Below are 10,698 nucleotides of genomic sequence, written 5' to 3' on the forward strand. Positions count from 1 at the left end.
GGCCCGCATATGACAATCTCGATCCTCGCCCACGATGAAAAATCAGGCCATTACGGCGGTGCCGCCACAACGGGCAGCCTGTGCGTCGGCGGCTGGGTGCTGCGCGGCGATGCCGAATCGGGGATGTCAGCCGCGCAAGGGTCGCTGCCATCGACCCTGTGGGGTACCGATACGCTGGCGCTGATGAAGGCGGGCAGCGCCGCACAAGCGGCGGTGGATCAGGTGACAGGGGCCGACAGCGGGCGTGGCCAGCGCCAGTTGGCGACGCTGGACCCACGGGGCGGCGTCGGCCATTTCACCGGCGCGGACAGCATCGCCGTGGCCGGTGCCCGGCAAAGCGGGTCCGTGATTGTCACCGGCAACCTTTTGTCCTCCGAGGCGGTGCTGGACGCCGCGCTGGAGGGGTATCTGTCCGCCGAGGGGCCGCTGGACCTGCGGCTGATGGCGGCGCTGGACGCGGCCTTTGCCGCCGGTGGCGACAGCCGGGGCCTGCTGTCGGCGGCCTTGTTGATTGTCGGGCGCGACATGGCCCCGCGCACCCTGCGCATCGATTATTCGCCAACGCCGCTGGCCGACCTGCGCGCGCTGCACACCCGTGCCACAACCGGCGACTACGCCGACTGGGCGGTTCTGGTGCCCACGTTGGACGACCCGGTGCGCGCCACGCCCTATGGAGCGAAAACCGACCAGCCGGTGTAATCGGCGATTTTTTCGGCCAGCCAGGTTCCGACCTTTGAGTTGCCGTAGCCGTCCAGACCCGGCGACCAGACCGCGATCGAGGCGCGTCCCGGCGCGACCAGCAGGATGCCCCCGCCCACCCCGCTTTTGCCCGGCAGACCGACGCGAAAGGCAAAGTTGCCCGACCCGTCGTATTGCCCGCAGGTCATCATCAGTGCATTGATCCGCCGCGCCCGTTGCGGTGAGATCATCGTCGGCGTCCCCGGCAGCAGCGCCAGCATCCGCCCCGACCGCGCCAACTGGCGACAGGTCATCTCGATGGCGCATTGATGGGCGTAGGTGCCCATGACCATCTCTGGCGGACACTTCAGATTATCGTGGGATTTCAGGTAGTAGAGCAAAGACATATTGCGGCTCGCCGTGGCCTTTTCCGACTCTGCCACCGCCTTGTCGATATGGATGTCGTCATCCTCGGCCGCCGCGCGCACCAGATACATGATCTCTGACAGCGCCTGACGCGGCTCGCGCCCGCCCAGCAGCGCGTCGGTCGTCACCAGCGCGCCTGCGTTGATAAACGGATTTCGCGGCCGCCCCTGTTCCTGCTCCAGCAGAAAGATGCTGTCAAAGGCGGTGCCCGACGGCTCGCGCCCGACCCGCCGCCAGAGATCGTCGCCCAGACGTCCCAGAACGGCGGCCAGCGAAAACACCTTTGAAATGCTCTGGATCGAAAACGGCACCTCGGCGTCCCCCGCCCCGATCTCCTGCCCGTCGGCCAGACAGACCCAGACCCCCACCTGCGCCGGGTCCACCTTGGCCAGTTCCGGGATGTAGTCCGCAGGCACCCCCCAATCCTGCGCGGCGCGGGCCTCCGCCACCAGCCGCCGCAGGTCTTCCGCCAGTCCCTGCACCGCTATTCCGCCATGAACCGCTTCATGACCACCGCCTCCTGATCCTCCATCAGGCGGCGGGCCATCTGCATGTGTTCACGCATGATCGCGCGCGCGCCCTCGGCGTCCCCGTCCCGCAGCGCCGCGACCAGTCCCGCCTGATGGTCGCGCCCCTGCTTCCACAATTCATGGTTCGGCTTGGCGTACAGCCGCTTGTAAACCGTCAGATCGGCGAGGATCTGCGCCATGAAGCCGATGAAGAATCCCAGCAACGCGTTGTCCGCGAATTCGGCCAGCCGGGCGTGGAACTTCAACGAGGCGACATGTTGCGCGCGCTCTTCCTCGGCATCGGCGGCGGGGGCGGCATAGGCGGTCATGATCTCGTCCAGTTCGGCCAGTTGGTCCTCGCGCAGCCTTCCGGCCAATGAGGCGGCAAGGTCCGGCTCCAACGCGATGCGCACCTGATAGATGTCATCAATGGAAATGTTGCGGAAGAAAAAATAGTTTCCCAGAAGCGCGTGGGCACGGTCCTTGCCAACCTCACCGACAAAGCTGCCACCCCCCGGCCCGGTCTTGGTCACCACCAGCCCCTGCGCCTGCAACAGGCGCATGGCCTCGCGGATGGTGCCCTTGGACATGCCGAACCGGGTGATCAGATCGGCCTCACCGGGCAGCCGGTCGCCGGGTTGCAGCCCGCGTTCGACCACCCAGTCCTTGATCGCATCCGCCACCAGAACGGGGCGCGATCTGCGGGCGCGGCTTTGGATCAGGGGACCGGGCCCCTTGAGATTCGTCATGAGAGACAAAGGCGTGTCAGCATTCACCGATGCAATCAATTCATCATGATCAATTCAAGAGGCAAAGCGGACTTAGGGCCAAACCAAAGGGCTTTCGCGGCCTCATCGTGGGGCCGGACGGATAAAATGCGGTCAGTCTGGCGATCTGCGGGACCGCCGCGGCCATATGCGCCGCCTCTTTTGCACGGTTGGCGGAACGGTATCGCAGCAAAATGCCGCGCAAGACCGGACCGCGACGGCAATCGGCACCGCAACGCGGACCTGCCTGCCACCGCCACAGATGACCCGAGCCATCTGATTGAGGCGTTTCACATCAGAAATCGCCCGTCGTGGCATTTGACCTGATGCCCCTCGCGGGCATCTTGCCACCAGAGTTTCACAAAAGGACCCCACCTGAGATGAGCCTACGCATTGCCATGATCACAGCCGCCGTCCATCCGGCGAGGCGCTGGCGTCTCGTCGCCACCGGTCACGCCTGTTTCGGGTCGCCGGTCGCCCCGCAGGGCTATACCTTGCCCGTCAGGGAGATCGGCACATGAAACTTGGGTTTGTATCGGACAGCCTTGGGGCGATGCCCTTGGACACCATGCTGGACCACGCCGCCCGCATGGGTGTCTCGGGGATCGAGGTGAATACCGGCGGCTGGTCCACCGCCCCACATTTCGACCTTGGGACGATGAAATCCAGCGCCGGAGCCCGCAAGGCGTTTCTGGATGCTTTCGCCACCCGCGGACTGGAGATCGTCAGCCTCAACGCCAACGGCAACCCGCTGCACCCGACCGACCGGGCCCAGGGCGATTGCCTGCTCGACACGATCCGCGTGGCGGGCGACATGGGAATCGACACCGTCTGCACCATGTCCGGCCTGCCCGCAGGAGCCGCCGGGGACAAGATGCCCAATTGGGTCGTTTCTTCCTGGCCTCCCGAAACGCAGGACATCCTGCGGTTTCAGTGGGAAGAAGTGCTGCTGCCCTTCTGGGAAGGGGCCGCCGCCGTGGCGCGCGACAGTGGAGTCAAGCGCATAGCGCTGGAATTGCATGGCAATCAATGCGTCTACAACGTGCCATCTCTGTTGAAACTGCGCGACGCCATCGGGCCGGTCGTGGGGGCCAACCTCGATCCCAGCCACCTGTTCTGGATGGGGGCCGATCCGCTGGCCGCCGCCGATGCCTTGGGGGATGCCATTTATCACGTCCACGCCAAGGACACCTTGCTGAACGCCCCGGTGCAGGCGACCACCTCATTGCTGGAAAACGGCTCGCTCATGGACATTCCCGCGCGCAGCTGGTCCTACATCACGCTGGGATTTGGCCATGGTGAGGAATGGTGGCGGCAGTTCTGCTACCGCCTGCGGATGGCCGGCTACGATGGCTGGCTGTCGATCGAACATGAAGACGTGCTGCTGAACGCGCTCGAAGGTCTGGAGAAATCCGTCGCCCTGCTGCAAGGCGTCATGCCCGTCGCCCCTTCTGACTTCAAACCACAGGACATCTGAGATGAGCTTTCAACTTGCGGCCTGCGCCGAAATGCTGTGGCAGGACAAACCGATGGCATGGCGCGCGGCACGCCTGCACGAAATGGGCTTTGGCGTTGGCCTGTGGAACTGGCCCGCATGGAATCTGGAGGCGCTGGAAAAGACCGGCGCGCATTTCACCATCATGAACGGTTATCTGGAGGGGCGGCTGGCCGATGCCGAAGGCGCCGATCTGCTGATCAAATCCGCGCGCGAGACGGCGCAGGTGGGCAAGCGGCTGGGCGTCGACCGGTTGAACCTGCACGGCACCGGTCTGGGCGACATGGGCCTGCCGATCCAGCAGATGGCCCATGTGGCCCCCGGCATGTGGCTGCGGGCGCGCGATACGCTGCACCGCATCTGCGATATGGCCGAACAGGAGGGCGTGACCTTTACGCTGGAAAATCTCAACCTGCGCGAACATCCCGGCTGTCCGTTCAACTCGACCGCCGATGTGCTGTCACTGGTCGCCGCCGTCGACCGGCCGCAGTTGCGCATCAACCTTGACCTGTATCACACGCAGATCGGCGAAGGCGACGTGATCCGCTGGGCAGAGGCCTGCCTGCCGTGGATCGGTGAGGTGCAGGTGGCCGACAATCCGGGCCGGTTTGAGCCGGGCACCGGTGAGATGAACTGGCCCGGCATCGCACGGGCGCTGGCCGGACTGGGTTATGACGGTCCGGTCGGGATGGAGGCCTTTGCCAAGGACGATCCCGAAGTGGCGCTGGAGGCGTTCCGCGCCGCCTTCACGCTGTAATGGGTTCCTGACGCGCGTCACCGCGTGCCGCGCCGCGCGCCCCGGACCTGATCCGGGGCCTCTTGCCAGACAGGTAGTGGTCCCGGGTCAAGCTCGGGACGGCCCTCACACCCCGTGCAGGCCCTTCAGTGTCAGATTGGTGACAACCTGGGCATAATCCTCGCGGGCCTCGCTGCCCGCACCGGAATTCCACATGTAGTACCAGTTCAGCATCCCGAAGACCGACATGGTGACAGAACGCAGCTTGCGCGCGTTCGTCCCCAGATCCTCTGGCGCGATTTCGGTCAGGATGGCCGACAGATGGGCCACCATGTCGCGCTGATAGGCGCGCAGAACCTTTTGCCTGTCCTCGGACAGCGCGCCCAGGGCAGAGACCTGAACCCTGTGGTGATCGTCCGCCCCCTGATAGGCCCGCAGCACCGCCCGCACGGTCTGCAACAGCCGGTCCTCCGGGGTGGTGGCGCCCGGCTCTGGCGGGGCGCACACGCGGTCGCGCAGCTCGGACAGATAGTTTTCCAGCAGGTCGAACAGCATCGCGTCCTTGCCCGCGTAATAGTGATAGATATTGGCCTTGGAGATGCCGCAGGCGCTGGCGATCTGGTTCATCGACGCGCGATCATAGCCTTCGGCGGCAAAGACTTGCGCCGCCGTGTTCAGGATCTGCGCGCGCTTTTCGTCGTGGTCCTTGGCGATGGGGCGTGCCACTGTCATTCCTCGCTGCCTGCCCCGGCACGATCCCGCGGCTTTGGCGGCAAATTAACTGACCGAATGGTCAGTGACAATATCGCAGCCGCCCCCGCCTGCGTTACGCGGACTGGACCAGAGTTTCGGGCGAAGGTCTGGGAAGGCGCGTCAGCAGCCGGTCCATGCGCACGCGGCAGTCCGGCCCGGCCCAAATGTCCGGCAGAACGTAGTCCGGCAGTTCGGGCGCTTTCAGAACAATCCGTCGCCAGCTGTGCACGATCAACACACGCAAGGCCGCCGCCTGTATCGGATCCGGCGGCGCGGCCCCGTCCAGCGCGCGCTCCAGCCGCGCCAGCCGCGCCGCCAGATCCGCCGACAACGCCGCCGTGGTGTCATCGCAGGTCTTGGCGCGCATCCAGCGCGGCAGGACCTGTGCAGCGCTCAATGGCGTGGCAAAGGCCTCGGCCCCCTGCGGCGGATGCGCCGTCAACACCGCGTGCGGCGTGACCCAGATGTCCCCGCCGCTCCAGTCCAGCGGCGACGCCGGGTCCGTCAGCACCAGAAACGCCCTGTCGGCGGGCGGGTCCACCGCGTAGATGCGCGGGCTGGCGGCCACCGCCTGCGCGCGGCCGCCGGAGGTCAGCCGGTACAGGCTGCTGCGCCCCTGTCGGGTGCTGTCGATCCAGCCATCCTTGCGCAAACGGTGCAGCGCCACGCGCATCGCCTCGGGTTTGATCCCGATGCGGGCGGTGATCTCACCCAGAACGGCGGCGGGGATCGCTGCTCCGTCCCGCGCGAGGTCGCCAAACACGGTGACAAGCAGCGACCAGACGCGCGGCGCCACGTCGCCCCGCAAATCGGCCACCGCCTGTTCGAAAACCTCTGCCTGCATCGTCCTCCGTCTGCGCCTCAGGCGCTGTAGGCGTTCATGGTCAGCAGGTCGTATTCCGCCACCGTCTCACCATCCTGATTGGTCAGCGTCACGTGCCAACGCGTTTCGCCGTAGTCATCGGTCCGCCGGGTCTTTTGCTTGACGGTCAAACGCACGTTCAGCGCGTCGCCCGCCACCACCGGTTTCATAAAGCGTAGCCCGTCAAGGCCGGTGTTGGCCAGCACAGGCCCTTCATTCGGCTCAACAAAAAGCCCGGCGGCAAAGCTGAGCAGCAGATAGCCATGCGCCACCCGTCCGGGAAAGAAGGGGTTCCGCGCGGCGGCCTCGTCGTTCATGTGGGCGTAGAAGGTGTCGCCGGTGAATTCAGCGAAATGCTCGATATCGTCCAGCGTGATCACGCGCGGACCGGCCCGCAGCGTCTCGCCGATCTCCAGATCGTCGAACCCTCGGGTAAAGGGATGCGCGTGCGCCGCGATCTCGGGCGCGCCGGGGATCCAGCGACCGCCGATGGCGCTCAGCATCTCGGGGCTGCCTTGGACGGAGGTCCGCTGCATATAATGCATCACGCCACGCACGCCGCCCATTTCCTCACCGCCGCCGGCGCGGCCGGGGCCGCCGTGGACCAGATGCGGCAAAGGCGATCCGTGGCCGGTGCTTTCCTTCATGCTGTTGCGATCGTTGATGTAGATCCGACCGTGGAACGCGCCTGCGCCCAGCGCGACCTCACGCGCGACCGCCGGATCATGAGTAATGACTGACGCCACCAGCGACCCGCCGCCGCGATTTGCCAGCTGTACGGCATGGCCAATGTCGCGATAGCCAAGGATCGTTGAGACAGGGCCAAAGGCCTCTGTGTCATGCACGCGCTCTGCGCCGTCCGGGTCGCCACAATGGAACAGCATCGGCGGCAGGAAGGCCCCGGTGTCCCCGTCGGCCCCGACCACGTCAAAGCTGTCGGGATCGCCGTAGACCCGCTCTGCCTCCGCGCCGATCAGCGCGGCCTTGGCCAGCACGTCGCGTTTCTGGCTGTTCGACACCAGCGCCCCCATGCGGGTCGCCTCATTGCGCGGGTCGCCGATCACGGTCTTTGACAGCCGGTCCGACAATGCCTCGATCAACGCCGGGACCTGTGCATCTGGCGCAAGGATGCGCCGGATCGCGGTGCATTTCTGCCCCGCCTTGGCGGTCATCTCGCGGTGGACCTCTTTGACGAACAGGTCAAACTCGGGCGTGCCGGGCGTCGCATCCGGCCCAAGGATCGAGGCGTTCAGACTGTCCTGTTCAGCGACAAACCGGATCGAGTTGCGCAGGATATGCGGGTTCGACCGCAGCTTGAGCGCGGTATCGGCAGAGCCGGTAAAACTGACCACGTCCTGACAGGTCAGCCGGTCCAGCATGTCGCCCAGACCGCCGGAAACCAGTTGCAGCGCGCCCGCGGGCAGGATGCCGCTGTCCAGCATCAGCCGCACCGCCAGTTCGGTGACATAGCAGGTCGCCGTCGCCGGTTTGACGATGGCGGGCACCCCCGCCAGCAGCGTTGGCGCCAGTTTCTCCAACATCCCCCAGACGGGAAAGTTGAAGGCGTTGATATGCACCGCAACCCCTTGCAAAGGCGTACAGATATGATGCCCGATGAACTGGCCCGAGCGGGACAGATGCTCGACCTCGCCATCCAGATAGACATGCCCGTCCGGCAGTTCGCGCCGCCCCTTGGAGGCAAAGACAAACAGCGTGCCGATGCCGCCATCGACGTCGATCAGATGATCCTTCGCCGTGGCCCCGGTGCTGTACGACAGATCGTACAGCGCCTGCTTGTGCTGGCCCAGATGCTGCGCCAGCGCCTTGAGCATCTTGGCACGCTCATGGAAGGTCATCGCCCGCAGCGCCGGTCCGCCGGTCTCCCGCGCGTAGTCCAGCATCGCCGCCACATCCAGCGCATCGTTGCCCGCGCGGCCCATCACGGCCCCGGTCACGGCATTTTCGATCTCGCGCGCACCCGCGCCGGGCGCAACCCATTGGCCAGCCGCAAAGCTGTTGATTTGTAGAAGGCTCATCCTTCCCCCCTGTTCCCCCGGCCAAAGCCGGTCATTGTAAAGTGTTCAGGCGTCCTGCGTCAGGCCCAGCCGGTCCAGCGCCGCATCCAGCCGCGCCTCCCAGCCCTGTCGCATCTCCGCCGCCGTGGCGTGCCGCAGACCCCAGGCCTTAAGCTGTGCCAGACGGTCATCAGACGGATCGCCAAAGATCGCCGCGACGCGCGGCCGCCAGTAGGACAGACTGTCGGCAATCGCCGCGCCCAGCCTCTGCTCGGCCAGCCACGCCAGCCCCTCTTCGGCCAGTTCCGTGTGCCGCCGCTCGCGCGGGGCAACCTCCCGGATCGCCTCGGCCAGCGGCTGGTACGAGGCGCGCATCATGTCGTCCAGTTGCACCGCCACCGCGTGCCCCATGCACAGGTTCATCACCACCGCATCGGCCCAGCCCGTCAGCGGATAGTTGAACACCGACAGCCGCATGTCATGGGCCGACCTTGCGCTGCCCGGCGCGGTGTCGCGCGGCAGGCGGTCCGTCCACGGGTGGTGGCCGACATAGCGGTCGGTATTGGCCCCGAACTCGCCCATCAGGCGCAGCACCTTGTCGGCGTGATCGGTCTTTTCCAGAACGATCCGCGCAGCGGCGATGCGTTCCTTGATGCCCGGACCGTCGTTGATCACATCGGCAAAGCCCGCCGCCCCCGCCAGTTCGCTGTCGACGAAGATGCTCATCAGCTTCATCAGTTCGGCGCGATAGCGGGGCGGCACGTTGGCAGGATTGGTCAGCTTGCCGCCCTGAGACAGGTAGTCGGCAATGTTCATCTCGTCCGTCATGTCCCTCTCCCTTACTGGTCGTAATCGACGACCACACGGTCGGTCAGCGGGAAGGATTGGCAGGACAGAACATAGCCACGTTCCACCTCGTAATCCTCCAGCGCGTGGTTGGCGACCATCTCGACCTCGCCTTCCAACACCTTGCATTTGCAGGTGGAACAGACCCCGGCCTTGCAGGCATAGGGCGCGTCCATCGCGTTTTGCAGCGCCGCGTCGAGGATCGAGATGTCCTTGTCCATCTCAAAGCTGCGCGCGGTGCCGTCGAGCGTCACCGTCGCCTGCGTCCGCGCCGCCTGAGTGCCCGCGTCGACGTCACGGGCCTTGCGTTCCAGCCGTCCGGGCTGGGCGCTGGCGAACAGTTCAAACTTGATCTGCGCGTCGGCCAGCCCGTGATCCTTCAGCGCCTTGGCAATGCCCAACATCATCGGTTCCGGCCCGCAGATAAACGCCGTGTCGACGTTTTCCACGTCGATCCAGTGTTCGAACAGCGCCGCGCATTTTTCCGCGTCCACCCGGCCCTGAAACAGCTCGATGTCCTGTGCGTCGGATTCCAGCACATGGATCACGTTCAGCCGCCCCATGTAGAGGTTTTTCAGATCCTCCAGGTCCTCGCGGAACATGATCGTGTTCACCCCCCGGTTGGCATAGACCAGCGTGAAATCCGACTGCGGTTCCGTGGCCAGCACGGTCTTGAGGATCGACAGCACCGGGGTGATCCCCGACCCGCCGGCAAACCCCAGATAGCTGCGCCGCGCAGCGGCATCGAGGGGCGTGTGGAACGATCCCATCGGCTCCATCGCCTCGACCACCATGCCCGGTTGCAGCACATCGTTGGCCCATGTGGAAAAGGCCCCGCCCTCGACCTTCTTGATGCCGACTTGCAGCACCCCTTCGCCACGCCCGGCGCAGATCGAATAGGAACGGCGCAGTTCCACGCCCTCGATTTCCTGCCGAAAGGTCAGGTATTGGCCTTGGATAAAATCGAACGCCTCGCCGTTTTTTGGCTCCAGCGTCACCACAACGGCGTCACGGATCGTCTTTTTGACGTCCCGCACGGTCAGCTCATGAAAGCGCGGCATCGGCCACCCTCCTCAGATGCATTTGAAATAATCGAAAGGCTCAAGACAGTCGCTACACCGCCAATGCGCCTTGCAGGGGGTAGAGCCGAACTGGCTCACACGGGTGACATTCTTTGACCCACAACGCGGGCAATGGTCCGGGCCACCGGCGGGCGACGGCGGCGCGATGCCGTAATCCTCCAGCTTGGCGCGGCCCTTGTCGGACAGCCAGTCGGTGGTCCAGGGCGGCGCGATGCGCGTCTCGATCCGGATCTTGTCCAGTCCGCGATCGCGCAGCGCCGTCTCGATATCCATCGAGATCACCCGCGTCGCCGGACAGCCCGAATAGGTCGGCGTCACCGCCACCTTGACGGTATCCCCCTCCAGCGTGACCTCACGCACGATGCCCAGATCGACGACCGAGATCACGGGGATCTCGGGGTCCGGCACCTCGTCCAGCCAGCCCCAGATCTGATCCACTGTCGCTGTCATGGCCGCCTACCAGGTCGCGCCGGGATAGGCCCGCTGCAACCACTGCATCTGCGTCAGCAGGTGGCCCAGATGTTCGGTG

Annotated in this window: 12 protein-coding genes; 4 read left to right on the forward strand and 8 right to left on the reverse strand. The window is 65.4% G+C overall.

Features of this window, described 5'->3' with window-relative positions; all coding sequences use genetic code 11:
* Positions 1–9: 9 nt before the first annotated feature.
* Positions 10–699: a DUF1028 domain-containing protein gene (locus tag ACN0S5_RS19450; protein ID WP_417210481.1), complete on the forward strand. Its 690-nt coding sequence runs from the start codon at positions 10–12 to the stop codon at positions 697–699.
* On the opposite strand, the gene ACN0S5_RS19455 is transcribed toward ACN0S5_RS19450, so the two are convergent.
* Both ACN0S5_RS19455 and ACN0S5_RS19460 read right to left on the reverse strand, forming a co-directional pair.
* Positions 669–1,577 carry a glutaminase gene (locus tag ACN0S5_RS19455; protein WP_417210496.1) on the reverse strand — a complete coding sequence of 303 codons (909 nt, stop codon included), beginning with the start codon at positions 1,575–1,577 and terminating at the stop codon, positions 669–671. The two genes, ACN0S5_RS19450 and ACN0S5_RS19455, sit on opposite strands and share 31 nt — an antisense overlap.
* A gap of 11 nt (positions 1,578–1,588) precedes the next feature.
* Positions 1,589–2,362: a FadR/GntR family transcriptional regulator gene (locus ACN0S5_RS19460; RefSeq protein WP_417210482.1), complete on the reverse strand. Its 774-nt coding sequence runs from the start codon at positions 2,360–2,362 to the stop codon at positions 1,589–1,591.
* 398 nt (positions 2,363–2,760) lie between these two features.
* On the opposite strand from ACN0S5_RS19460, the gene ACN0S5_RS19465 reads away from it, so the two are divergent.
* Genes ACN0S5_RS19465 through ACN0S5_RS19475 form a run of 3 tightly spaced genes read left to right on the forward strand, consistent with a single transcriptional unit; the run spans position 2,761 to position 4,632 of the window.
* Entirely contained in the window at positions 2,761–2,901 is a 141-nt protein-coding gene (locus ACN0S5_RS19465; protein ID WP_417210484.1) for a hypothetical protein, read from the forward strand.
* Positions 2,898–3,857, forward strand: a complete 960-nt coding sequence (locus ACN0S5_RS19470; RefSeq protein WP_417210485.1) for a sugar phosphate isomerase/epimerase family protein — start codon at positions 2,898–2,900, stop codon at positions 3,855–3,857. The genes ACN0S5_RS19465 and ACN0S5_RS19470 overlap by 4 nt, the downstream gene beginning before the upstream one ends.
* 1 nt (position 3,858) lies before the next feature.
* Complete coding sequence (locus tag ACN0S5_RS19475; protein WP_417210486.1) at positions 3,859–4,632, forward strand: TIM barrel protein; 774 nt, start codon at positions 3,859–3,861, stop codon at positions 4,630–4,632.
* A 105-nt stretch (positions 4,633–4,737) separates the two neighbouring features.
* On the opposite strand, the gene ACN0S5_RS19480 is transcribed toward ACN0S5_RS19475, so the two are convergent.
* The 6 genes from ACN0S5_RS19480 to paaD all read right to left on the reverse strand — a co-directional run bounded on the left by ACN0S5_RS19480 (position 4,738) and on the right by paaD (position 10,619).
* Positions 4,738–5,337: a TetR/AcrR family transcriptional regulator gene (locus ACN0S5_RS19480; RefSeq protein ID WP_417210497.1), complete on the reverse strand. Its 600-nt coding sequence runs from the start codon at positions 5,335–5,337 to the stop codon at positions 4,738–4,740.
* A gap of 100 nt (positions 5,338–5,437) precedes the next feature.
* Complete coding sequence (locus ACN0S5_RS19485; protein WP_417210488.1) at positions 5,438–6,208, reverse strand: PaaX family transcriptional regulator C-terminal domain-containing protein; 771 nt, start codon at positions 6,206–6,208, stop codon at positions 5,438–5,440.
* Between the two features lie 17 nt (positions 6,209–6,225).
* The gene (gene paaZ, locus ACN0S5_RS19490) at positions 6,226–8,262 is read right to left on the reverse strand and encodes a phenylacetic acid degradation bifunctional protein PaaZ (protein WP_417210489.1); all 2,037 of its coding nucleotides are present in this window, start codon (positions 8,260–8,262) and stop codon (positions 6,226–6,228) included.
* 45 nt (positions 8,263–8,307) lie between these two features.
* Positions 8,308–9,069, reverse strand: a complete 762-nt coding sequence (locus ACN0S5_RS19495) for a Phenylacetic acid catabolic protein (RefSeq protein ID WP_417210490.1) — start codon at positions 9,067–9,069, stop codon at positions 8,308–8,310.
* Between the two features lie 11 nt (positions 9,070–9,080).
* A complete protein-coding gene (paaE, locus tag ACN0S5_RS19500) occupies positions 9,081–10,148 on the reverse strand; it encodes a 1,2-phenylacetyl-CoA epoxidase subunit PaaE (protein ID WP_417210491.1) in 1,068 nt (355 codons plus the stop codon).
* 12 nt (positions 10,149–10,160) lie between these two features.
* On the reverse strand, positions 10,161–10,619 hold the full coding sequence (gene paaD / locus ACN0S5_RS19505; protein WP_417210493.1) for a 1,2-phenylacetyl-CoA epoxidase subunit PaaD: 459 nt from the start codon (positions 10,617–10,619) through the stop codon (positions 10,161–10,163).
* Positions 10,620–10,698 lie beyond the last annotated feature (79 nt).

The organism is Antarctobacter sp., assembly GCF_048262615.1.
Taxonomy (GTDB): domain Bacteria; phylum Pseudomonadota; class Alphaproteobacteria; order Rhodobacterales; family Rhodobacteraceae; genus Antarctobacter.

Excerpts from the sequence above, each read along its gene's own strand:
- ACN0S5_RS19460 (WP_417210482.1), bottom strand. The coding sequence starts at position 2,362 with ATGACGAATCTCAAGGGGCCCGGTCCCCTGATCCAAAGCCGCGCCCGC.
- paaE (WP_417210491.1), bottom strand. The coding sequence starts at position 10,148 with ATGCCGCGCTTTCATGAGCTGACCGTGCGGGACGTCAAAAAGACGATC.
- ACN0S5_RS19450 (WP_417210481.1), top strand. The coding sequence starts at position 10 with ATGACAATCTCGATCCTCGCCCACGATGAAAAATCAGGCCATTACGGC.
- ACN0S5_RS19470 (WP_417210485.1), top strand. The coding sequence starts at position 2,898 with ATGAAACTTGGGTTTGTATCGGACAGCCTTGGGGCGATGCCCTTGGAC.
- ACN0S5_RS19485 (WP_417210488.1), bottom strand. The coding sequence starts at position 6,208 with ATGCAGGCAGAGGTTTTCGAACAGGCGGTGGCCGATTTGCGGGGCGAC.
- paaZ (WP_417210489.1), bottom strand. The coding sequence starts at position 8,262 with ATGAGCCTTCTACAAATCAACAGCTTTGCGGCTGGCCAATGGGTTGCG.
- ACN0S5_RS19495 (WP_417210490.1), bottom strand. The coding sequence starts at position 9,069 with ATGACGGACGAGATGAACATTGCCGACTACCTGTCTCAGGGCGGCAAG.
- paaD (WP_417210493.1), bottom strand. The coding sequence starts at position 10,619 with ATGACAGCGACAGTGGATCAGATCTGGGGCTGGCTGGACGAGGTGCCG.
- ACN0S5_RS19465 (WP_417210484.1), top strand. The coding sequence starts at position 2,761 with ATGAGCCTACGCATTGCCATGATCACAGCCGCCGTCCATCCGGCGAGG.
- ACN0S5_RS19475 (WP_417210486.1), top strand. The coding sequence starts at position 3,859 with ATGAGCTTTCAACTTGCGGCCTGCGCCGAAATGCTGTGGCAGGACAAA.